This is a genomic window from Dolichospermum sp. UHCC 0259, from assembly GCF_009711935.1.
GTDB lineage: Bacteria > Cyanobacteriota > Cyanobacteriia > Cyanobacteriales > Nostocaceae > Dolichospermum.
The window spans coordinates 1-19,155 of record NZ_VIKX01000004.1 but is presented as its reverse complement, the minus strand read 5'-3'; the positions used below and the strand labels follow the sequence as shown (position 1 = coordinate 19,155).

Below are 19,155 nucleotides of genomic sequence, written 5' to 3'. Positions count from 1 at the left end.
CAATGACCAATGACCAATGACCAATGACTAATGACCAATGACAAATACACAACCTGTAATTTTAGGATTTGATCCCGGTCGTGATAAATGTGGGATTGCGGTGATGGGATTGGATAGACAACTGTTGTATCATCAAGTTGTTTTGGCAAATGAGGCGATCGCTAATATTGAAACACAAATGCAAAAATTCCCCGTATCCTTAATGGTGATGGGAGATCAAACGACGGCTAAAAAGTGGAAACAGCAACTTAATCAAGAATTAAGTAAACCCACCAATATCATTTTAGTTGATGAACGTTATTCCACTTTACAAGCACGCGATCGCTATTGGCAAATGTATCCACCCCAAGGCATCACAAAACTATTACCCAAGGGTTTACGTCAACCTCCAAGGCCAATAGATGACATTGTTGCCATTCTCCTGATTGAACGATATCTCAACCGACTAACTGATAATTAATTCACAATTCAGCCCGAATTGTAAAAGCATAATCCCCCCCAGGTTCTAACTGATAGTCCTGTTGTTCCAAAAAGCGTCCTAGAGGTTCTTTGATTAAAGCACGACCCTGGGAAGGCTTCACAGAAAGTTCTCCCCGGCGGAAATGCCACTGGAAATGCCACTGAAAATTACCAGCGCTAACTTCACCTTCAAGAAAGCCTTGTTGCCAAGATTGGCGGGTAACTCTCACATGAGCAGTAGTTTCTGGCAGACGTTTAGCACTCACGCTTATTTGATATCAAGTATGGGATCAAAGCCAATTATTTATGTAGGCTACTTATTCTATGTACCAAAAATAGCTTAATTCTACAAACTAATCAAAACAAGATAAGTTAGTAAAGTCCAGTTTCTTAACTGCTCTTTTGTAGTCAGCTTACGATAAATACAAGATAACAATGCAATTATTACATAAAACTATTTGTGAAGAGTGTGCTTTTTATATCAAATTAGAATGCACTCACCCCGACGAGTTGGCAGTTAATTGTGCTACTGTCACCTTCTGTAATTCATTCACTCCAGCGGTAGAAATTGATAGTCCTTGTGTGTCTTTTGGTAATGATGATATGTTGTTCATGAAGGTTTAGAACATTTATACGACTACTTTGTTGATTTCTTAGATGGATAATGTTAGGAGATGAATTATGTCTAGAGAAGATAAACTAACTGCTCCAAGTAAAGATTTTTTGGCTGATAATGCCATCCAAAATGGCATAAGAGAAGTAGAAGAAGAAAAACAAGAAACTCAAAACTTAGATATAGAATTAAGATATACTAACTCAGAGTTAGAAAAAATACGGAAGCTAACTTCAATCTTAAGATTAGGAAAAGAACTATTTCTAGAATCAGTAATCAGTTACGTACATTTTCTTTTTTCTGAGCATAAAGAAAGTATCCAAAAGATAATTGATGAAGAATCAGAAAATTATCAAGCCGAGTTAAAACAAATTACTCCAATAGAGAATATGTCTACAAAAGACCGTGATAGATTTTCAGGGAAAATTAGGCTTTCACCTGAAACATCAAACAAAATAGAACAGTTGGACATGAAAGACAGAATAAATGAATGTTTGTTTGTTGGTATCAATTTACTTTATAAACAATTAGTTGGAGAATTTAAAACTGTTAATGATGTGTTTGGAGAAACGGAGACATTTATCAAAGCTACTCAAGATTTACCTTTATTGAGAAATTTGAGTAATGGTGAATGGGCTAAATATAAATAGTATTATTTGATTTGTATTACTTGTATGTTTATCTAAATATAGATTTCAATGTATATAACAAGAATACTACCGCAAAATTTCACAATTCATTTGAAGAGGTTTCCAGAAAATGACAGCAACTCAATCAATAGCAGTTACTAATTCAAATCTTTACGAAGAAGATTTTTATTTGTGGATAAAGACAACAGCAAAACAATTAAAAAATGGTAACTTTGCCGAAATTGATTTAGACAATTTGATTGAAGAAATCGAAAGCATGGGTAGAAGTGAAAAAAGAGCATTAAAAAGCAACTTATTAGTTTTATTAATGCACCTTCTTAAATATAAATATCAACCAGACAAACGTAGTAATAGTTGGTTATCTACTATCTTTGAATATAGACGCAGATTGAAAGAAGACTTAACCGAAAGTCCTAGTTTAAAGAAATACTTATCTGAGGTATTTAACGAATGTTATCAAGATGCCAGAAAACAAGGTTCTTTAGAAACAGGTTTATCACTTGATACCTTTCCCGTAGACTCTCCATTTACCACAGAGGAAAGTTTAAATCAAGATTATTTACCAGAACAACATTAATTTTTCCTTGTCCTCCTTTGCGTCTTTGCTCCTTTGTGCCTTTGCGCGAAACAAAACTAAATCTATGCAATTACCATTAATTAAATATCCCATCTTGGGAATCATAAGTTTATTATTATTACCTGTTAATATCAAACCAGTATTTTCCAATTCTCCCCCTACTCTAATACTGGCACAAAACATAAACAGTAAAGCGGCTACAGACTCCTTAAATCAAGGGTTACAAGCGATTCAATTGGGAAGGATAGAAGAAGCAATTACCGCTTTTCGTCAAGCTATTAAACTAGATCCTAAATTAGCAGCAGCGCACTATAACTTAGGTTTAGCACTGCGACAATCAGGAAAATTACAACCTGCGGCAGATGCTTTTTATCAAGCTACCCAAGCAGATTCTCAATTTGCGTTAGCTTTTGCAAATTTAGGTGGGGCGTTATTAGAAGGAAATAATTTAGAATTGGCGAAAGACTATTTAAATCAGGCTTTGAAGTTAAATCCAAATCTGGGTTTTGCCCATTATAACATGGGGTTAGTTAAGAAACAGGAGAAAAATTGGTCAAGTGCGATCGCCTCTTTTCAAAAAGCCAGAACAATGAGTCAAAATGCACCCGAACCTGCCTATCATTTAGGTGTATGTTATTTACAACAAGGAAAAGTTGAACAAGCCAAGGCAGCTTTTAAAGAAGCAATCAGAATCAATCCTAAATATGCAGAAGCACACTATGATCTGGGTTCAATTTTGTTTAATCAGGGAAAATTAAATGAAGGTTTAGCAGCTTTTAGAAAATCAGCCGCAGCTAATCCTAATTACGCTAATGCCTATTATGGTGCAGGATTAGTTTTCATGCAGTTAAAGCAGTACAAGGAAGCCGTGCAGGTCTTCCAATATGCTAAAGATTTATATAATATTCAAGGTAATTTACAGTGGGTGAAAAATTCCCAGCATTTATTACAACAAGCACAAAAATTAAACAGGTAGAGAAGTTGTGCCGCAACTGCTACTTATTAAAGTGCGGAATGTGTGACAAAAAACTCCACAAAGATAAAAAATCCTTGAGGAGTTTGAGAGAGTATTAACAGCTTTTACCAAGCCATAAAGAATTAAGCCATAACGCACCAAATAGTAAATTTACTAATTATCTGGAAGTTGTTTTTTCAAAGCATCTAATAACGCCCAACGGCTATCAATAGGTGGTTCAGAAACAGCCGTATTTAGAATACCTGGACAATTAAGGTTACATAATTGACGCTGAGGTAACGCTAAACACATCTGCTGATAGAGCCATTCACCGGGATCAAAATGACCATCAGGTGGTAAAGTTTCCAGTAAGTCTTCAACAGGGACTTCCATTTCTAAAGGCAAATCTTCCGTTTGATTAGCAGTTTCATCTAACCAAATAACTTCCTGAGTATCAAGAACCAAACGATGGTTATACTGCTGCAAACAGCGGTTGCAAGTACAGGTAACAATTGTTTCTGCCTGAGATGAAACTTCTAAATAATTACCCTGGTGTTTGACCTGGATAACTCCGCGAACCGGTGTCAATGTTTCTAGTCCAGGCAGAAACTCTTGAACTTGAATTTCCTCTGTCCGCTCCGGGGCTTTAGATAGCTGCGGAATAAAAATAGCGTCCATAGGATTTGTGAAATACCCTCAAAATTGGTAATGGGTAATTGGTAATGGGTAATTGGTAATGGGTAATATTCTTGTCTGTTCCCTGTTCCCTGTTCCCTATTACCTAATTATGGTGTGACTGCTTGACGAACAACTAAATGACGATGAGGTTCTTTGCCGCGACTGAAGGTTTCTAAATCCGAAAATTCCTCCAATAAAGTGTGGATTTGTCGGCGTTCTGAAGAACTGAGAGATTGAAGTTCTACCTCTCTTCCAGAAAAACGGACTTCTGCGGCAGCAGTTTCAGCTAAAGTGCGGATTTCGGCTTCTCGTCTCACCCGATAACCATTCAATTCAATCGTGTAAGCTGTCTGATTTTCTTCTGGTTGATTTAAGTTGAGAACGGAATTTGCTAGATACTGAATACTATCTAGCACCGAACCACCAGCACCAATTAAAATCCTAATTTGTTCTGATGTTAAATTGGTTTGATCTATTGTCAACCAGTAGCTTTCTCCTACTGGTGCATCTTGTCCTGAAGATGGCTTAGTTTCTAAATTAGCCTGTACTTGAGTAGATACACCAGTTAGAAGTAGCAAATTTTGTAACCATTGTTCACTACTCTGCATAGAAATGTCGCTCATAATCAACCGGTAGCCTTTTTCTTAGAACTTTTGGGTTCAAATGGCAACGCTTTTACTTCGATGGTTTGGGCTTCTTTCTCTTGTGAATCTACGATTTTCTGAATTTCTTCTGGTAGAGGTTCACGGGAGAGGATATAGGTTTGGATAGTTTGGAAAACGTTACCAATTACCATATACATCAGTACCCCAGCCGGCAGAGGAAAGAATAGGAACATCCCAGAAAAGATGACAGGGGTAATTTTATTTACTGTATCTTGCTGAGGGTTGCCACCGCTGGAATTTTGCCCAGACAGCATTTGGCTGACATAAAGGCTGATACCAAAGAAGACAATCATCGCTACTATATCCCAATGGACTGTGTTATCGGGATCAATAGCACCTACTCTACCCAAGGCATCAATAAAGAGAAATCCTTTGTCTGCTGCTAGTCCAGGAATTGTCCCTTGAATGGTCACTTCTCCGGGTTCTAGGGCTTCTATATTGCCTTCGGCATCAATTTTAACCCTTTCTTCCCCTTTCATGACTTTCCAGTCAGGTGTCAACTTAGTTTCTGGGTGTTCGACTAGGAGCAAATCGAAGGGTTTACCTTCTACGGTTTGATATTGAATTTTAGTTTTTTCTCCCACGGCTAACTTATTGCCCCCCGGTAATATTGCCGAAATGGGAGTGTGTTCTCCATCAGCAATATAAATATTTTGTGGGGAAGTGACAAAGGCTTGGGGTTGAATGCGCTCGATTTGTTCTTCAGGGAATATTTGCAGGTTAACGGAGTAGTTGACTCCGGCAAAAGGAGAACCCCGCAAAGTGGCAAAGAGGGCTAATAATACTGGCATTTGCAACAGGAGAGGTAGACATCCTGCTAAGGGATTACCAAATTCACTTTGGACCTTGAGCATTTCCTCTTGTTGCTTTTGCTGATCGTCTTTATAGCGTTCTTTGATTTCTGCCATGCGCTTTTGCATGAGAGGCTGCACAACCCGCATCCGTCGCATACTACGGATAGAGCCGGCACTCAAGGGATAGAGTGCAAAGCGGATAATCAATGTTAAGGCTACGATCGCCAACCCATAGCTAGGGACAAAACCATAGAAAAGGTCTATGATTGGCAACATCACGTTGTTCGAGAGAAACCCGATACCAAAATCCATTATTCTGAATTCAACCTGCGGTACTTTGACACTCCCACCCCGGTTGGGAGTGGGATACTCAGTTGAGCCTATCCTCTGACTAGAGGCGGTTCTCTCCCAAGCTTTTGCTCTATATTGTAGAGGTTTTTGTTAAGCATTGATGTGACTATCAATAAGCTATGGAAGTTAAGGATAGCCGCACATGGTCTAAAAGTGTGAATGTTAAAAGAGCCGTCAACGGGTTGTTTAAAAGAGATTTAAACCCCATCTCCATCAGAAATTAAAACTAGAATTTAGCTTACTAGCTGATGACTGAATGCTGATAGCTTGTTAACGCGACTCATTTAGGATTGCTATATTGGGGATTTTTAGCAGCAATTTTTTCGTTAATGTAGTCATAGACTTCCCGAAAATTGGGAACAGCCCGCATTTCGATGAGAGTACCATTTTTGAGGGTGATTGCCATATCTCCCCATAGGCCGATGCCACGAGGAACTTTGACAACTTTCATCACTTCTGAATAAATTACATCATAGCGATCGCGTCCCATCCAACCACCAGTTACACATATCCTTCGATCTGTGATGCGGAAGCGTAGCCACACTGCCCTGACTATTGCCCCCACAGCTAAGGGTATACCTACCACTGTTAGTCCAATTAGCAGGTTAAAAATTAAATCCCCAATGTGGGGACCACCCTCATAATAAACTTCTTCACGAATACCCATTTAATACCTCAGTTTGTGCCAACAACTGTTCTAATTCTTGCAGAAATTTCTGGGTTTCGCACTCAGATTCTTTTGTTGTTGGTTTCACAATTAATACTAGCCGCCATCCTGGGACTAATTTAGGCAATAATTGGTGTAATGCTGCTGTTATTTGCCTTTTGATTTTGTTGCGAACAACGGCGCGTTTACTAACTTTTGTACTAATGGCAATCCCAATTTTTGTGCTAGGGGGGGCAGTATCCAAAGAAGGTTCTGTCGCAAGATTAGGTTTTAAAGCTCTCAGGGTGAAATGAGAACTATGTCGCCGAATTCCTTCTCGGAAAACTGCCTGAAAATCCTGACGGGATTTGAGACGATATGCTTTGGGCAAAGCCACAACAGTTCTTAATTACTGAATTTTATTACCCTAAACGCTCAGACGATGCCGTCCTTTTTTTCTTCTAGCGCTAATCACGTTTCTGCCGTCTGGTGTCCGCATTCTGGCACGAAATCCAGATGTTCTTTTTCTCTTACGGCAAGTGCCGCCCAGTGTTCTTTGCATACGTTTCTCCTCTTAGGCGATTTTCATAAAAAGTCACAATCTCATATTTTACCACTTTACAGGCAATAAAAACATATTTCTGGATGGAGTTGTCAGTTGCAAAAGAATATTTATTCCCTCTGCCCCTCTGCTCCTCTGCTCCCTTTTTAAGTAATACTGATAATCCACGTACCAAGATAACGCAGTAATGGGAGATCACCTGGGGAAAGAACTTGACATCTGAAATAGTAAACTCCTCCAAAAGCCGGATTCTGGACATTGGACAAGACTAACTCGACTTTGCCACCGGCGGGAACTGGTTGTTCGGGAAATATTTGAATCACACCACCTTCTTTATCCCATTTGACTTCAGATAGGGGGACTTTTTTACCTTTAACTAAAACTTCAACACTTTTGGGATCAAAACTTCCTTTGTAATAATTAGGATAACTAATAGCAAATTGAGCTACTGCTAGTTTCATTTGTCTCGCAGGAACTCTGAGTATATAACGATCTGTGCTGTTGGTTTGTCCGCCAAAATCTAACCTAAAGGGTAACTGATTTGCGCTGCTGACACCGCTAAAAAGTGTTAAACCATTTTGGGCTAAAGTTATCGCTGGCAAACCAGCTAATAAACAGCTAGTCACAGCTAAGGCAGAAAGTAGACGTTTCATAAATTAGGTTTCCTCTAGTTGGTAGTTTTTAACGAAGTATCAGTATTTGTAACTAAACTTTACTACTATATGCTTGACAATTGACGTTAGTGAAAGAGAAAAGTGCCTTTTTAGGGAAAACTTCCATTCCTAAAGTTAAAATTATTATAGGGCTTACACACTGTACTAACCTGCGTTAAGATAAGTAAACGTAATTGTGTTGTTTTTAGCTTTGGGAATAAATTATTGAGTAGGTGTTTATCGGGTTTGACACAGCCTTTAAGAGATAAAATCCAGATTATATCTTTGATGTATTGCTAAAGGATAATTTTTATTACTAATTATAAATATTTTAGTACACAAGTATACTTTAAATAAATAAAAGTTTCAAAGTAAGATTTTTTCCAAATATAAAATAATCTGAAGAACAATATACAAAATGTAGATATCGGCATAGGATGTGCGATAACTAATTCTACTTATAGCTATTTTGCCAGGATGATATTTGTATATTGTCAAGCTGAGATTGTGAATAAAGACCAAGGATAGGAAAAACAAAAAGGTCGAAAGTTCTATCTACAAAGGTAATTCATGGTTAATCATCCCCACAGCTTAATTAATAGTTAACGGGTGATGTTAAGGATTTATTTCTAGGAGATTTCATGAAAATAGCAGTTGCGAAAGAAATAGAAGTTTGTGAACGGCGTGTAGCTTTAATTCCCGATACTGTAGCTAAATTAGTCAAACAAGGTTTAGAGGTTTGGGTAGAAGCTGGTGCGGGAGAAAAAGCATTTTTCAGTGATGCTGACTATGAAGCAGCAGGGGCAAAAATTAGCCATGATTCTGCTCAATTATGGAGTGAAGCAGATATTTTACTCAAAGTTAGCCCACCCCAAACCAGAGAAGATGGCCGGACAGAAATTGAGTTACTTAAATCAGGTTCTGTATTAATTAGCTTCCTTAATCCTCTCGGAAATCCCGTAATTGCCCAACAATTGGCAAATCGGCAAATTACAGCTTTGAGTATGGAATTAATCCCCCGTACCACCAGGGCGCAAAGCATGGATGCCTTATCCTCCCAAGCCTCACTGGCGGGCTATAAAGCCGTATTGATTGCGGCGGCGGCATTACCGAAATATTTCCCCATGTTAACCACCGCTGCGGGGACGATCGCCCCAGCTAAAGTATTTATTATGGGAGCAGGTGTGGCAGGATTGCAAGCGATCGCCACCGCAAGAAGGCTAGGAGCAGTAGTAGAAGCCTTTGACATCCGCCCAGCCGTTAAAGAAGAAGTCCAAAGCTTAGGGGCGAAATTCGTCGAAGTCAAACTCGAAGAAGAAACCGTTGCTGCGGGTGGTTACGCCAAAGAAATCTCCGAAGATAGTAAAAAGCGTACCCAGGAACTAGTAGCCAGCCACGTCAAAAACTCCGATATCGTCATTACCACCGCCCAAGTACCAGGAAGACAAGCCCCCAGACTGGTAACAGAAGAAATGGTAGCGCAAATGAAACCCGGTTCAGTAATTGTGGATTTAGCCGCAGAACAAGGTGGAAACTGCGCTTGTACAGAAGCAGGTAAAGATATTGTTTGGAACGGCATAACAATTATCGGACCAATTAATTTACCCTCATCCATGCCAGTACACGCCAGTCAACTGTATGCAAAGAACGTTACTTCACTAATGCAACTGTTGATTAAAGACAAAGCCTTAGAAATCAACTTTGGTGATGATATTGTTGACGCTGCTTGTGTTACTCATGGTGGAGAAATTAGAAACCAACGAGTAAAGGACGCTTTGCAAACAGTAGCGGTTTAATTAAATATAGATTGAATGAACCACGAAGAAGCGAAGAACACGAAGGAAGAAGAGTTTGAGAGAGATTTTTCGTTTGTTATGTAAATCTTCTCTTTGCGTCTTTGCTCCTTTGCGTCTACCCTGCGGGATCTCTAAGAGAGATTGCGCGAAACCTCTTAAATCCAAAATTAACATGACACAAGCATTACTTCCGGCTTTATTTGTACTCGTCTTAGCCTCTTTTATTGGCTTTGAAGTGATTAACAAAATTCCCCCCACGTTACACACCCCGTTAATGTCCGGTTCAAACGCCATTTCCGGGATTTCGGTAATTGGTGCAATCCTGGCTGCGGGGGAGAAAAACACAAATTTATCCGTAATTCTCGGTTTAATTGCCGTAATTTTGGCAATGGTTAACGTTGTCGGCGGTTTTTTGGTTACAGACAGAATGCTGCAAATGTTTAAAAAAAAGGAAATTAAAGCATGAGCGACTTTTTACCAACTGGGATTCAGCTAACTTACTTAGTCGCTGCATCATTATTTATCCTCGGTTTGAAAAAACTCGGTTCTCCCGCTAGTGCAAGAAACGGTAATCTTATCGCTGCGGTGGGGATGTTATTAGCAATTGTCGCCACAATGCTAGATCAGCACGTATTAAATTACGAGATGATTTTGGTAGGCTTGGCTATTGGTTCAGTCATAGGTGCTGTTATCGCTTACAAAGTGCAAATGACGGAAATGCCCCAAATGGTGGGTTTACTTAACGGTTTGGGTGGTGCTTCTTCTGCACTTATCGCTGTGGCTGAATTTTGGCGGTTATTAGATAGTTCTCAACCTATCCCCCTCGATGTCAACATTTCCATGTTATTGGATGTGTTAATTGGTGGTGTGACTTTAACAGGTAGTTTTCTCGCTTTTGCCAAATTGCAAGGTTTAATTAGCGGTACTCCCATTACCTTTCCTTTGCAACAACCTTTTAACCTCTTGCTTTTGGGTTCTTATTTAGCTGGAAGTGCCTATTTAATTAGGACACCAGATAGCCTCCCCGTATTTTTAGCTGTGGTGGCTGTTTCCTTGGTGTTGGGTGTGATGTTCGTCCTCCCCATTGGTGGGGGTGATATGCCCGTTGTTATCTCCCTGTTAAACTCCCTCTCCGGTGTGGCTGCGGCTGCGGCTGGGTTTGTGGTGATGAACAATATGTTAATCATCGCCGGTGCTTTGGTGGGGGCTTCTGGTTTAATCCTGACGGAAATTATGTGTAAGGCTATGAACCGTTCTTTGTTCAGTGTCTTATTTAGTGCTTTTGGTTCTGTTTCTACTTCTAGTGGTGGTGCGGCTGCTGGTGCTAGTGATCAACCTGTTCGCAGTATTGATGCGGAGGAAGGGGCGATGATGTTGGGTTATGCCCGTTCTGTGGTGATTGTACCAGGATACGGTATGGCGGTTGCTCAAGCACAGCATAGCGTCCGCGAGTTGGCTGATCAATTAGAGCGCATGGGTGTGGATGTGAAATATGCGATACATCCGGTTGCGGGGAGAATGCCAGGACACATGAATGTATTATTGGCGGAAGCTAATGTGGCCTATACGCAGTTGTATGATATGGAGGATATTAATCCCCAGTTTGAACAGGCTGATGTGGCGTTGGTGATTGGTGCTAATGATGTGGTCAATCCGGCGGCGCGTAGTGATAAGAATAGTCCTATTTATGGGATGCCGATTTTGGAGGTTGATCGCGCAAAGCAAACTATTGTGATTAAGCGCGGTATGAGTGCTGGTTTTGCAGGTGTTGATAATGAGTTGTTTTATAAGGCTAAAACGACGATGTTGTTTGGTAGCGCTAAGGATATGGTGGCTAAGTTGGTTAGTGAGGTGAAACAACTTTAGTTTATAGGTAGGGGTGTAGTTTTTGACTATGCCCTTTTTTTCTCTCGCAGAGGCGCAGAGACACAGAGAGGTTTATTCCGCGCAAAGGCGCTAAGGAGCAAAGAATAAGATTTAAAATTAAATTCTTTCAAACCATCTACGTAAAGCTTCATAAATAAAGATATTTAAACTTCGATTTTTAGCATCTTGCTTTGCAAATTCAATACGAGTTGGATTTACTTTACCAAGTCCTCTAGAGACAGGCATAACAATAGTTGCATTATTCCAATCTGTCCAAATTCTGAATCTAAAAATATTACCTTGTTGTTCCCATAAGAAATTGCGAGGTAGCCATAAAAATAGCACAAGTTCTTTTTTGCTATCTAGCCTTAATTCAGCACAATGTTTAGTTTTACCGTTACCATAATAAATACCACCTTCTTTGGCTATTTCTTGCATACGATCATCAAATTGTAAAATTGTTTCTCTAAATTTGAATAGTTTAGAGTGTTCTTGGGGTTTACATTTTTCAATTAATTGATAGAAACGCTTAGGAGGAGCAGGAATATCTTTTTTAATATGATTTTCCAGTGAATAATCAAAATCTAATTTCCAGTTGAGAGTAGTATCTACATTAATTATGTTTAGATTGAATTTTGGTTCTTGACAAATAATTTTAAACTGTAAAAAATTAAATTTTAGCTGATGATATTTTCGATCAGTATAGTTATCTCTATGAAAATTTGGAGTAACAGCAATTAAAACTACAGGAACTTGAAAATTAATATGTTCAGGAAAAGGCTTTTCATCTATAAGAGCATCATAATAACGAGTAAGTTGTTGTACAATATATCTATCTTCAGAGTTTTTTAACTCTATGATTACAAGTTCTTTATTTTTACCAAAAGCTAAAATATCACAATATTGTCCACTGACTTGATACTGTCGCTTTAAAGGTTTATATCCAAATAGCTTTTCTAAGTTGTTCCAAACCAAATCTTCTAAATCTTTTTCGCTTTCAAATTCCCATCCGCTTGCTACTTGTCTTAATTTCATTTGTATCGATCTGTAAAACTATGAGTGTGAGTATATTTACATATTTTACCTCAACCTGTTTCATTTAATACGATACAGTAAGCTATGCGATCGCTCTCTTCTCTTCTTCCTTCGTGTTCTTCGCGTCTTCGTGGTTCGTTAAAAAAGGATGTTGGGAAGTTGGAGGGGGTGCGATTGCTGTTTGGGCGTTGAGGGGTGCGATCGCTGTTTGGGGAGTTTAGGAAGTGCGATCGCTTTTGGGGAAGTTGAGGGGGTGCGATCGCTGTTTGGGAGGTTGAAGAGGTGCGATCGCTGTTTGGGGAGTTGAGGGGGTGCGATCGCTGTTTGGGGAGTTGAGGGGGTGCGATCGCTGTTTGGGAGGTTGAAGAGGTGCGATCGCTGTTTGGGGAGTTGAGGGGTGCGATCGCTGTTTGGGGAGTTGGAGGGATGCGATCGCTGTTTGGGGGGTTGAAGAGTGCGATCGCTGTTTGGGGGGTTGAAGAGTGCGATCGCTGTTAGGAAGTTGAGGGAATGCGATCGCTGTTTGGGAGTTGAGGGGGTGCGATCGCTGTTTGGGGAGTTGGAGGGATGCGATCGCTGTTTGGGAGTTGAGGGGGTGCGATCGCTGTTTGGGGAGTTTAGGAAGTGCGATCGCTGTTTGGGGAGTTTAGGAAGTGCGATCGCTCTCACATTTTAAATTTCTCCCCATTCTCTAGCATCAATAAAAAGAGAAAGATGCTTTTTATTACTCGTGGCAATAATCACATCATTTCCATAATTAGCAACTAAAATAGATTGAGCAGCTAAAATCACATCACCATCCAAAGCTTTATTATCTGCGGTAGATTTACCTTGGTTTCTGACTTCAGCCCATAATTCTGCTGCTTTTAACATTACTTCTGTGGTAATAGGAAGATAAATAATTTCTGATTTAAGTTGATTTAGTTTTCTAATTCCTGATAACTTATTTGCTCTTAATAATTCCCGCCTAATTTCATAATCTATAATTTCTGGTAAAATTACTTCATAACCTCTTTCAAAAAGACTATAAAACCATTCTTGACATTGCACAGCTAGAAAATTTGCTTTAGGATTAGTAATTAATCCCACAGGTGCAGAATCTAACACAATAACCTTACTCATTTTATTTTAAATTAAAATACCGTTCATGGATTCAATAATTTCTAAAGTTTCTTGTTGTTCTTGTTGATCATCTGATTCATTCCATGACTCGAACAATCTTTTAATATTAGTTTTTCTGTGTTCTTTTTTAATTGCGTCACTTTCATTAATCTCATTAATAGCATTTTCCCAGTTTTTCAAAGATGTCTGTTTCATCGTGACACTTTGACGAAATAACCGGACAATTTGTAGTAATTCGGGTATGTATTCTTCTGGAGTATGTTCAATTTCTAGTAATAAATCATTGCGGGTTTTTGCTGATGATTTAGCTGTAGTGGATTGGTGATTGTTAATCATAAAATACCAGATTTGATTATTTTCACATATTGCCAGTATATCAGATTTCTTTCCATGATGTAAAAACTGCGATAGCGAAGCGCTCCGAATGTATCGCTGTTTGAGGAGTTGAGGGGTGCGATAGCGAAGCGCTCCGTAGGAATCGCTGTTTGGGAGTTGAAGGGAGTGCGATCGCTGTTTGGGAGTTGAGGGGGTGCGATCGCTATTTGGGAGTTGAGGGGTGCGATCGCTGTTTACTAAATCTGCCAATCTTCTAATTTTAAAGTATCAACACTACTAAATTCTCTAATATTATGGGTAACAAGAGTTAAATTATTAGCCATTGCAATAGCAGCAATATGTAAATCATTATTTCCTATAGGAGTACCTTTAGCAGCCAATTTACTACGAATTTCGCCATAAATTACAGCACATTCATCATCAAACTTCAAAGAAATAAAACGATTTAAAAATTCCTGCTGCTTTTGCATAGTTTTCGCAGGATTATGAGTTCTCATTGCACCATAAAATAACTCAGCTTTTACAATAGAACAAACTACTATATCTATATCAGATAAATCTTGAAGACGCTGAATAATCTTTTCTGATCTTTTATTCAAATATTGAATACAAACATTACTATCTAATAAATATTTCATCAGTTTGTATTCCTAACTATTAATCATTTCTTCTAAACTATCATCTAAAGTATCATCAATTCCTAAATTATCCAGAATAATTGGATCATCAGCACAACTACCTGCTGTTTGATTAATAAATTCTTGCCAGTCTAATTTGTGTTTTTCTGTAGTTATCAAAGTTGTTGGTTTATTGATCAAATTTTGACGAAATAAACGGACAATTTCCAATATTTCCGGTATATATTCTTGGGGAGTTTGAGCAATTTCTAATAATAAATCATTCCAGGGTGTAGTTGAGGATGTTTCTGTGATGAGTTGGTGATTATTAATCATAAAATACTAGATTTGATTATTTTTACATATTATCAGTATATCAGATCAGAATCAGCAAGTGTAACTTACCCAAATAACGATACTTTGGGCGAGTTGAGGGAGTGCGATAGCGAAGCGCTCCGTAGGAATCGCTTTTGGGGAGTTGAAGGGATGCGATAGCGAAGCGCTCCGTAGGAATCGCTGTTTAGGGAGTTGAGGGGGTGCGATAGCGAAGCGCTCCGTAGGAATCGCTGTTTGGGAGGTTGAAGAGGTGCGATCACTATTTGGGAAGTTGAGGGGATACGATAGCGAAGCGCTCCGTAGGAATCGCATAGCTGATGACTATAGCTATTCTTCTTCTGCTAAAATCTGTGAAATATCCCGTGCAGAATGAATTAACCGAACAATTTCAATATACTCATCCCCTTCTAAATAAAAAATTAGATGCTTTTCAAATCCTCTAACTCCCCACTTCCGCAAACCAACTAAACGCGGATTTTTAACATTATAAACACTACCAATACCAGGTAGTCGTGCTAATTGTGAAAAAGTCTGCCTCGTAGCATCAAAAAAACTCAATGCTGCATCAAAATTACTGTCAGCAATATAAGCAAACTGTTCATCAAGGTCAACACTAGCCTTTGGTCTAATTACAATTCGTCTAGTCATTGCTATTACTTGCGGAGTCTCTCCAGAAGCTGAGTGCGTTTTTGTTGCCACCACTCATCCGTAATTTCGATCGCTTCACCACTATCTAAGCCTTCTAATAGCAATGTTTCTAGTCGTGCTTGTGCTACTTTTTCTAAATCTTGACGAATCAAATGTCGAATATATTCGCTTGTGGTACTGTAGCCACATTTTGCAACCTGTTCATTGATAAAGTCCCGCATGGAATCGGGAAGAGAAATATTTACTGTAGTCATAGCTAATAAGTCTTTATATTTCTGATTCTTTAATTATGGCAAATATTGTCAATTTTTGTCAAATGTTTTGTAGGGATGTGGGTGCGATAACGAAGCGCGAACTAGGAATCGCTATTTGGGAAGTTGAAGGGGTGCGATAGCGAAGCGCTCCGTAGGAATCGCTTTTGGGGAGGTTGGGAAGTTGGAGGGGGTGCGATAGCGTAAGCGCTGACTTGTCAGTTCGCTGTTTGGGAAGTTGAGGGGGTGCGATCGCTCTTTCTCTGTGTTCTCTGTGTCTTTGTGGTTCGTTAAAAAAAGAATGTTTGGGAAGTTGAGGGGGTGCGATAGCGAAGCGCGACCTAGGAATCGCTGTTTGGGGAAGTTGAGGGGTGCGATCGCTATGATTAAACAATACTACGTGGATCAACAACTACAATATCCGAAAACCGTTTAAAATCTTCAACATTAAATGTTAATAAATGTGTAATATTATGAGCTACCATAGCCGCAGCTAAACGAGCATCATGTACCTTTTTTCCCATCACTTGATATTTAATAACCAGAGATTCCCACTCAGTAAAAATTTGTGGTGTGTCCAATTCCAATATAAATATCTTTTTAAGTTTTTCGCTTTCTTCTTCAGCTTGAGTGATAGATAAACCTAACCCATTTTTATCCAGAGGTCTTGTAGCAACAGCCCAAAATTCAATTATATTTTGTGGAATAATACATAAAAATTCACCTTGCTTTTTGAGCGTTACAATTGCCCTTTGAGTATCAAGGTGCATGGGACTATTTTTTTGTACTAAACGCAGTAAAATATTAGTATCTACCAGATATTTCATAACATTTCATCTTCTCTGGTATAAATACTATCTCGACTAATAGCTGCATCTGAAAGCGGGGGCGCTACAGCAAAAGCAGGACTATTGATTAAATTCATTAGTGCTGTTTCCCAATCTTCCTCAGTTGTTACTTGAGAAAAAGATTTTTCCTCTTGAATTTTCAAACTATCTTCAATCAAAGATTCAAGATAAGATTCAATTGATAAACCTTGTTTAGTAGCTTGAGTAATCAGACGATCTTCTATTTCTGGTTTCAATTGTAGCTGTATAGTTTTATATTGTTTCATATTCTTAGATTCTAGTTAATTAATATCAAGTAAAACTTATGATTAACTTGATCTATTAAAAGTATATCAGATTTAAACACCGAAGGTATCGCTATTTGGGAAGTTAAGGACGTGCGATAGCGAAGCTGACCGAAGGTATCGCTCTTTCTCTGTGTTCTCTGTGTCTCTGTGGTTCGTTAAAAAAAGAATGTTTGGGAAGTTGAGGAGGTGCGATAGCGCAAGCGCGACCTAGGAATCGCTGTTTGGGGAGTTGAGGGGATGCGATAGCGAAGCGCTGCTGCAAGCAGTTCGCTGTTTGGAAGTTGAGGAGGTGCGATCGCTCTTTCTCTGTGTTCTCTGTGGTTCGTTAAAAAAAGAATGTTTGGGAAGTTGAGGGGGTGCGATAGCGAAGCGCGACCTAGGAATCGCTGTTTGGGGAAGTTGAGGGGTGCGATCGCTCCACTATTGCTCAAAAACTTAAATTTTGTACAATTTGTAAAAAACAGACAAATAATCTATAATGTTATGTAATCCTATAAATTTTGTGAGGCGCTATGTCTGTCATCAGTGCAAGTGAAGCGCGTGCTAATTTTCCCGATATTATGAACCGTGCAGAATATCGTGGAGAAAGAATTTTAATTCAGCGTCATGGTAAAGCTGCGGTAGCGATAATTAGCATTGAAGATTTAAAACTATTAGAAGCAATGGAAGATGCAATTGATTCTGCTAAATTGAGACGTGCAATTGAAGAAAATGAAGGATTTACCACCATAGAAGAAATCATCGCCAAATATCCCAATGAGTGAACGTTATACATTGAGGATTGCTAGAACTGCGGAAAAAGACTTATTAGACTTACAACCAAAACAATATAAACAAGTTGTATCAAAAATACTCTCACTTCAGGGTAATCCTCGTCCTCAAGACTATGCAGCTTTAAAAGGTTATCAAGGTGGTTATCGTATTGATCAGGGTGAATACAGAATTTTATACACCATTGATGATGATAATAAATTAGTTGATGTTTTTCGGGTTGGTAAACGTAATGATGATGAAGTTTATAAAAACTTGTAACTTTGTCAAGCGATTCCTAGGTCGCGCTTCGCTATCGCTGTTTGGGAAGTTGAGGGAGTGCGATCGCTGTTTGGGAAGTTGGAGGGGTGCGATAGCGTAAGCGCTGACTTGTCAGTTCGCTTTTGGGGAAGTTGGAGGGGGTGCGATAGCGTAAGCGCTGACTTGTCAGTTCGCTTTTGGGGAGTTGAGGGAGTGCGATCGCTCTTGCTCTGTGTTCTCTGCGTCTCTGCGGTTCGTCTAAAAAGAGATGATGGGAAGTTGAGGGGGTGCGATAGCGAAGCGCGACCTAGGAATCGCTCAAGTTAAACCCCAAAACCCAAAACCACATCCAACGCAGTACGAATTTCTTCCCAATATTCAGCTTCTAAAATACCCACCAACCCCAAAACTCGACGATAATCTACAGCACGAATTTGAGCAACATCAATAAAATGATCTTTATCTAATCCGTTAGTTACTGTTGCTTTGATATTGACAATATAGGGAGCTTGCTTACTTCCTGGTCGAAATGGCATCACAATAGTTAATAATCCATATTGATTCATAATATCATTTTGAACTATCAAACAAGCACGGATGTTTTGTGCTTCTGCTCCCACAGTTGGATCAAGATTTACCCAGCGAATTTCACTCCGTTTATAAGTTAAATTACCCTCTGGCATTAATACCATCTCCAGCTACATTATCCCAAGCAGAAATCTCATTTTCATATTCTAAATCTTTCGCATCTTCTTGGAGTGCTGCAATTATTTCAGTCTCTAAAATTTTGCGTCTTTGTTCTGCTAATAGTGCGTTAATATAGGCACTACGATTACCTTTTGCTTGTTGATCAATAAATTGGAGAATGTCTTCTTCTAAAGTAATTGTGACTTTCATCATTGTGTATGACTTATTCATCTTACCAATCAATCATACCACTTTTTTGACAATTTGCAAATACTCTGTGTCTGGAAGTAGTATGCCTACGGCACGCTACGCGAACGTAAAAAAAATGATAGCTATACACTAGAGGGGTAGATGGATGAACTGATAGATGATGCAAACTTACCCTGGTGAGATTGAGGTACAAATGCAACGATACTATGAGTCGTTGTCAGAGAAGGATCGCCGTCGATATGCCGCGATTGAAGCGGTAAAACTAGGATACGGGGGGCAGGCATACATCCGTCGCCTTTTGGGATGCCATCACGAAACCTTACAGTTGGGGTTGCGAGAACTTCAGGACGAAACGGTGCTAGAGCAGGAGCGGATTCGCCAAGCCGGAGGTGGACGGAAATCAGCCTTTGAGACAATTGCTGGATTAGACGAGGCGTTTTTGCGAGTGTTAGAGAAGCACACAGCAGGTTCACCGATGGATGAAAGCGTCAAGTGGACTAAT

General features: G+C 39.3%; 32 protein-coding genes. 10 read left to right on the top strand and 22 right to left on the bottom strand.

The annotated features are described in order from the left end of the window. The first annotated feature begins 37 nt into the window (after positions 1-37). On the top strand, positions 38-460 hold the full coding sequence (locus FJR05_RS00440; RefSeq protein WP_168642294.1) for a pre-16S rRNA-processing nuclease YqgF: 423 nt from the start codon (positions 38-40) through the stop codon (positions 458-460). Between the two features lies 1 nt (position 461). Here FJR05_RS00440 and FJR05_RS00435 read toward each other — a convergent pair whose 3' ends face one another. Then, positions 462-725 carry a DUF3146 family protein gene (locus tag FJR05_RS00435; protein ID WP_027401177.1) on the bottom strand — a complete coding sequence of 88 codons (264 nt, stop codon included), beginning with the start codon at positions 723-725 and terminating at the stop codon, positions 462-464. Between the two features lie 169 nt (positions 726-894). Between FJR05_RS00435 and FJR05_RS00430 the strand changes: the two genes are divergently transcribed. The 4 genes from FJR05_RS00430 to FJR05_RS00415 all read left to right on the top strand — a co-directional run bounded on the left by FJR05_RS00430 (position 895) and on the right by FJR05_RS00415 (position 3,275). After that, positions 895-1,083 (top strand): hypothetical protein, encoded by a 189-nt coding sequence (locus FJR05_RS00430; protein ID WP_168642293.1) that lies wholly within the window; start codon positions 895-897, stop codon positions 1,081-1,083. Between the two features lie 57 nt (positions 1,084-1,140). Next, a complete protein-coding gene (locus tag FJR05_RS26625) occupies positions 1,141-1,722 on the top strand; it encodes a hypothetical protein (RefSeq protein WP_174783529.1) in 582 nt (193 codons plus the stop codon). A 109-nt stretch (positions 1,723-1,831) separates the two neighbouring features. Further along, a complete protein-coding gene (locus FJR05_RS00420; protein ID WP_168642292.1) occupies positions 1,832-2,299 on the top strand; it encodes a DUF29 domain-containing protein in 468 nt (155 codons plus the stop codon). Positions 2,300-2,363: 64 nt separating this feature from the next. Then, the gene (locus FJR05_RS00415; RefSeq protein ID WP_168642291.1) at positions 2,364-3,275 is read left to right on the top strand and encodes a lipopolysaccharide assembly protein LapB; all 912 of its coding nucleotides are present in this window, start codon (positions 2,364-2,366) and stop codon (positions 3,273-3,275) included. A 153-nt stretch (positions 3,276-3,428) separates the two neighbouring features. Here FJR05_RS00415 and FJR05_RS00410 read toward each other — a convergent pair whose 3' ends face one another. The 7 genes from FJR05_RS00410 to FJR05_RS00380 form a co-directional block, all read right to left on the bottom strand. Next, a complete protein-coding gene (locus FJR05_RS00410; protein ID WP_168642290.1) occupies positions 3,429-3,932 on the bottom strand; it encodes a DUF177 domain-containing protein in 504 nt (167 codons plus the stop codon). Positions 3,933-4,039: 107 nt separating this feature from the next. Then, positions 4,040-4,555 (bottom strand): R3H domain-containing nucleic acid-binding protein, encoded by a 516-nt coding sequence (locus FJR05_RS00405; RefSeq protein ID WP_168642289.1) that lies wholly within the window; start codon positions 4,553-4,555, stop codon positions 4,040-4,042. 2 nt (positions 4,556-4,557) lie between these two features. Beyond that, on the bottom strand, positions 4,558-5,703 hold the full coding sequence (gene yidC, locus FJR05_RS00400) for a membrane protein insertase YidC (protein ID WP_168642288.1): 1,146 nt from the start codon (positions 5,701-5,703) through the stop codon (positions 4,558-4,560). A gap of 319 nt (positions 5,704-6,022) precedes the next feature. Next, positions 6,023-6,409, bottom strand: coding sequence for a PH domain-containing protein (locus FJR05_RS00395; protein WP_168642287.1), 387 nt, complete (start codon positions 6,407-6,409; stop codon positions 6,023-6,025). Continuing rightward, complete coding sequence (rnpA, locus tag FJR05_RS00390; RefSeq protein ID WP_168642286.1) at positions 6,396-6,785, bottom strand: ribonuclease P protein component; 390 nt, start codon at positions 6,783-6,785, stop codon at positions 6,396-6,398. Before rnpA ends, FJR05_RS00395 begins: the two co-directional genes overlap by 14 nt. Before the next feature lie 30 nt (positions 6,786-6,815). Next, positions 6,816-6,950 (bottom strand): 50S ribosomal protein L34, encoded by a 135-nt coding sequence (gene rpmH / locus FJR05_RS00385; RefSeq protein ID WP_015081067.1) that lies wholly within the window; start codon positions 6,948-6,950, stop codon positions 6,816-6,818. Positions 6,951-7,096: 146 nt separating this feature from the next. Beyond that, the gene (locus tag FJR05_RS00380; protein WP_168642285.1) at positions 7,097-7,603 is read right to left on the bottom strand and encodes a DUF2808 domain-containing protein; all 507 of its coding nucleotides are present in this window, start codon (positions 7,601-7,603) and stop codon (positions 7,097-7,099) included. A gap of 641 nt (positions 7,604-8,244) precedes the next feature. Here FJR05_RS00380 and FJR05_RS00375 point away from each other — a divergent pair. The 3 genes from FJR05_RS00375 (at position 8,245) to FJR05_RS00365 (ending at position 11,265) form a co-directional block, all read left to right on the top strand. Beyond that, positions 8,245-9,399 (top strand): Re/Si-specific NAD(P)(+) transhydrogenase subunit alpha, encoded by a 1,155-nt coding sequence (locus FJR05_RS00375; RefSeq protein WP_168642284.1) that lies wholly within the window; start codon positions 8,245-8,247, stop codon positions 9,397-9,399. 172 nt (positions 9,400-9,571) lie between these two features. Then, complete coding sequence (locus FJR05_RS00370) at positions 9,572-9,865, top strand: NAD(P) transhydrogenase subunit alpha (RefSeq protein ID WP_168642283.1); 294 nt, start codon at positions 9,572-9,574, stop codon at positions 9,863-9,865. Then, a complete protein-coding gene (locus FJR05_RS00365) occupies positions 9,862-11,265 on the top strand; it encodes an NAD(P)(+) transhydrogenase (Re/Si-specific) subunit beta (protein WP_168642282.1) in 1,404 nt (467 codons plus the stop codon). Before FJR05_RS00370 ends, FJR05_RS00365 begins: the two co-directional genes overlap by 4 nt. Before the next feature lie 117 nt (positions 11,266-11,382). On the opposite strand, the gene FJR05_RS00360 is transcribed toward FJR05_RS00365, so the two are convergent. The 12 genes from FJR05_RS00360 to FJR05_RS00305 form a co-directional block, all read right to left on the bottom strand. Next, positions 11,383-12,300, bottom strand: a complete 918-nt coding sequence (locus tag FJR05_RS00360; protein ID WP_168642281.1) for an endonuclease NucS domain-containing protein — start codon at positions 12,298-12,300, stop codon at positions 11,383-11,385. A gap of 138 nt (positions 12,301-12,438) precedes the next feature. Continuing rightward, the gene (locus tag FJR05_RS00355; RefSeq protein ID WP_168642280.1) at positions 12,439-12,969 is read right to left on the bottom strand and encodes a hypothetical protein; all 531 of its coding nucleotides are present in this window, start codon (positions 12,967-12,969) and stop codon (positions 12,439-12,441) included. Positions 12,970-12,972: 3 nt separating this feature from the next. Continuing rightward, positions 12,973-13,422: a type II toxin-antitoxin system VapC family toxin gene (locus tag FJR05_RS00350; RefSeq protein WP_168642279.1), complete on the bottom strand. Its 450-nt coding sequence runs from the start codon at positions 13,420-13,422 to the stop codon at positions 12,973-12,975. A gap of 6 nt (positions 13,423-13,428) precedes the next feature. After that, positions 13,429-14,007 carry a hypothetical protein gene (locus FJR05_RS27090; RefSeq protein WP_254446600.1) on the bottom strand — a complete coding sequence of 193 codons (579 nt, stop codon included), beginning with the start codon at positions 14,005-14,007 and terminating at the stop codon, positions 13,429-13,431. Further along, positions 13,995-14,396 (bottom strand): type II toxin-antitoxin system VapC family toxin, encoded by a 402-nt coding sequence (locus FJR05_RS00340; RefSeq protein ID WP_168642278.1) that lies wholly within the window; start codon positions 14,394-14,396, stop codon positions 13,995-13,997. Before FJR05_RS00340 ends, FJR05_RS27090 begins: the two co-directional genes overlap by 13 nt. 12 nt (positions 14,397-14,408) lie before the next feature. Continuing rightward, on the bottom strand, positions 14,409-14,711 hold the full coding sequence (locus tag FJR05_RS00335; RefSeq protein WP_168642277.1) for a hypothetical protein: 303 nt from the start codon (positions 14,709-14,711) through the stop codon (positions 14,409-14,411). 327 nt (positions 14,712-15,038) lie between these two features. Further along, positions 15,039-15,359 (bottom strand): type II toxin-antitoxin system RelE/ParE family toxin, encoded by a 321-nt coding sequence (locus tag FJR05_RS00330; protein WP_039203371.1) that lies wholly within the window; start codon positions 15,357-15,359, stop codon positions 15,039-15,041. 5 nt (positions 15,360-15,364) lie between these two features. After that, the gene (locus tag FJR05_RS00325) at positions 15,365-15,613 is read right to left on the bottom strand and encodes a type II toxin-antitoxin system ParD family antitoxin (RefSeq protein WP_071188346.1); all 249 of its coding nucleotides are present in this window, start codon (positions 15,611-15,613) and stop codon (positions 15,365-15,367) included. A gap of 58 nt (positions 15,614-15,671) precedes the next feature. Then, positions 15,672-16,022: a hypothetical protein gene (locus tag FJR05_RS00320; protein WP_168642276.1), complete on the bottom strand. Its 351-nt coding sequence runs from the start codon at positions 16,020-16,022 to the stop codon at positions 15,672-15,674. Next, positions 15,997-16,437 carry a type II toxin-antitoxin system VapC family toxin gene (locus FJR05_RS00315; protein ID WP_168642275.1) on the bottom strand — a complete coding sequence of 147 codons (441 nt, stop codon included), beginning with the start codon at positions 16,435-16,437 and terminating at the stop codon, positions 15,997-15,999. Before FJR05_RS00315 ends, FJR05_RS00320 begins: the two co-directional genes overlap by 26 nt. Then, on the bottom strand, positions 16,434-16,724 hold the full coding sequence (locus FJR05_RS00310) for a hypothetical protein (RefSeq protein WP_168642274.1): 291 nt from the start codon (positions 16,722-16,724) through the stop codon (positions 16,434-16,436). The genes FJR05_RS00315 and FJR05_RS00310 overlap by 4 nt, the downstream gene beginning before the upstream one ends. Positions 16,725-16,900: 176 nt before the next feature. Continuing rightward, positions 16,901-17,176, bottom strand: coding sequence for a hypothetical protein (locus tag FJR05_RS00305; RefSeq protein ID WP_168642273.1), 276 nt, complete (start codon positions 17,174-17,176; stop codon positions 16,901-16,903). An 81-nt stretch (positions 17,177-17,257) separates the two neighbouring features. Here FJR05_RS00305 and FJR05_RS00300 point away from each other — a divergent pair, with 81 nt between their 5' ends. Together FJR05_RS00300 and FJR05_RS00295 are read left to right on the top strand one after the other, a co-directional pair. Further along, the gene (locus FJR05_RS00300) at positions 17,258-17,509 is read left to right on the top strand and encodes a type II toxin-antitoxin system Phd/YefM family antitoxin (protein ID WP_039203368.1); all 252 of its coding nucleotides are present in this window, start codon (positions 17,258-17,260) and stop codon (positions 17,507-17,509) included. Further along, positions 17,502-17,777 carry a type II toxin-antitoxin system RelE/ParE family toxin gene (locus FJR05_RS00295; RefSeq protein WP_071188340.1) on the top strand — a complete coding sequence of 92 codons (276 nt, stop codon included), beginning with the start codon at positions 17,502-17,504 and terminating at the stop codon, positions 17,775-17,777. The genes FJR05_RS00300 and FJR05_RS00295 overlap by 8 nt, the downstream gene beginning before the upstream one ends. Before the next feature lie 302 nt (positions 17,778-18,079). Here the strand turns inward: FJR05_RS00295 and FJR05_RS00290 are convergent, their stop codons facing one another. Together FJR05_RS00290 and FJR05_RS00285 are read right to left on the bottom strand one after the other, a co-directional pair. After that, entirely contained in the window at positions 18,080-18,439 is a 360-nt protein-coding gene (locus FJR05_RS00290) for a type II toxin-antitoxin system PemK/MazF family toxin (protein WP_168642272.1), read from the bottom strand. After that, positions 18,426-18,656, bottom strand: coding sequence for a CopG family transcriptional regulator (locus FJR05_RS00285; RefSeq protein WP_168642271.1), 231 nt, complete (start codon positions 18,654-18,656; stop codon positions 18,426-18,428). The genes FJR05_RS00290 and FJR05_RS00285 overlap by 14 nt, the downstream gene beginning before the upstream one ends. Between the last annotated feature and the right edge of the window lie 499 nt (positions 18,657-19,155).

Excerpts from the sequence above, each read along its gene's own strand:
- FJR05_RS00440 (WP_168642294.1), top strand. The coding sequence starts at position 38 with ATGACAAATACACAACCTGTAATTTTAGGATTTGATCCCGGTCGTGAT.
- FJR05_RS00430 (WP_168642293.1), top strand. The coding sequence starts at position 895 with ATGCAATTATTACATAAAACTATTTGTGAAGAGTGTGCTTTTTATATC.
- FJR05_RS26625 (WP_174783529.1), top strand. The coding sequence starts at position 1,141 with ATGTCTAGAGAAGATAAACTAACTGCTCCAAGTAAAGATTTTTTGGCT.
- FJR05_RS00420 (WP_168642292.1), top strand. The coding sequence starts at position 1,832 with ATGACAGCAACTCAATCAATAGCAGTTACTAATTCAAATCTTTACGAA.
- FJR05_RS00415 (WP_168642291.1), top strand. The coding sequence starts at position 2,364 with ATGCAATTACCATTAATTAAATATCCCATCTTGGGAATCATAAGTTTA.
- FJR05_RS00410 (WP_168642290.1), bottom strand. The coding sequence starts at position 3,932 with ATGGACGCTATTTTTATTCCGCAGCTATCTAAAGCCCCGGAGCGGACA.
- FJR05_RS00405 (WP_168642289.1), bottom strand. The coding sequence starts at position 4,555 with ATGAGCGACATTTCTATGCAGAGTAGTGAACAATGGTTACAAAATTTG.
- yidC (WP_168642288.1), bottom strand. The coding sequence starts at position 5,703 with ATGGATTTTGGTATCGGGTTTCTCTCGAACAACGTGATGTTGCCAATC.
- FJR05_RS00395 (WP_168642287.1), bottom strand. The coding sequence starts at position 6,409 with ATGGGTATTCGTGAAGAAGTTTATTATGAGGGTGGTCCCCACATTGGG.
- rpmH (WP_015081067.1), bottom strand. The coding sequence starts at position 6,950 with ATGCAAAGAACACTGGGCGGCACTTGCCGTAAGAGAAAAAGAACATCT.
- FJR05_RS00380 (WP_168642285.1), bottom strand. The coding sequence starts at position 7,603 with ATGAAACGTCTACTTTCTGCCTTAGCTGTGACTAGCTGTTTATTAGCT.
- FJR05_RS00375 (WP_168642284.1), top strand. The coding sequence starts at position 8,245 with ATGAAAATAGCAGTTGCGAAAGAAATAGAAGTTTGTGAACGGCGTGTA.
- FJR05_RS00370 (WP_168642283.1), top strand. The coding sequence starts at position 9,572 with ATGACACAAGCATTACTTCCGGCTTTATTTGTACTCGTCTTAGCCTCT.
- FJR05_RS00365 (WP_168642282.1), top strand. The coding sequence starts at position 9,862 with ATGAGCGACTTTTTACCAACTGGGATTCAGCTAACTTACTTAGTCGCT.
- FJR05_RS00360 (WP_168642281.1), bottom strand. The coding sequence starts at position 12,300 with ATGAAATTAAGACAAGTAGCAAGCGGATGGGAATTTGAAAGCGAAAAA.
- FJR05_RS00350 (WP_168642279.1), bottom strand. The coding sequence starts at position 13,422 with ATGAGTAAGGTTATTGTGTTAGATTCTGCACCTGTGGGATTAATTACT.
- FJR05_RS00340 (WP_168642278.1), bottom strand. The coding sequence starts at position 14,396 with ATGAAATATTTATTAGATAGTAATGTTTGTATTCAATATTTGAATAAA.
- FJR05_RS00335 (WP_168642277.1), bottom strand. The coding sequence starts at position 14,711 with ATGATTAATAATCACCAACTCATCACAGAAACATCCTCAACTACACCC.
- FJR05_RS00330 (WP_039203371.1), bottom strand. The coding sequence starts at position 15,359 with ATGACTAGACGAATTGTAATTAGACCAAAGGCTAGTGTTGACCTTGAT.
- FJR05_RS00325 (WP_071188346.1), bottom strand. The coding sequence starts at position 15,613 with ATGACTACAGTAAATATTTCTCTTCCCGATTCCATGCGGGACTTTATC.
- FJR05_RS00315 (WP_168642275.1), bottom strand. The coding sequence starts at position 16,437 with ATGAAATATCTGGTAGATACTAATATTTTACTGCGTTTAGTACAAAAA.
- FJR05_RS00310 (WP_168642274.1), bottom strand. The coding sequence starts at position 16,724 with ATGAAACAATATAAAACTATACAGCTACAATTGAAACCAGAAATAGAA.
- FJR05_RS00300 (WP_039203368.1), top strand. The coding sequence starts at position 17,258 with ATGTCTGTCATCAGTGCAAGTGAAGCGCGTGCTAATTTTCCCGATATT.
- FJR05_RS00295 (WP_071188340.1), top strand. The coding sequence starts at position 17,502 with ATGAGTGAACGTTATACATTGAGGATTGCTAGAACTGCGGAAAAAGAC.
- FJR05_RS00290 (WP_168642272.1), bottom strand. The coding sequence starts at position 18,439 with ATGCCAGAGGGTAATTTAACTTATAAACGGAGTGAAATTCGCTGGGTA.
- FJR05_RS00285 (WP_168642271.1), bottom strand. The coding sequence starts at position 18,656 with ATGATGAAAGTCACAATTACTTTAGAAGAAGACATTCTCCAATTTATT.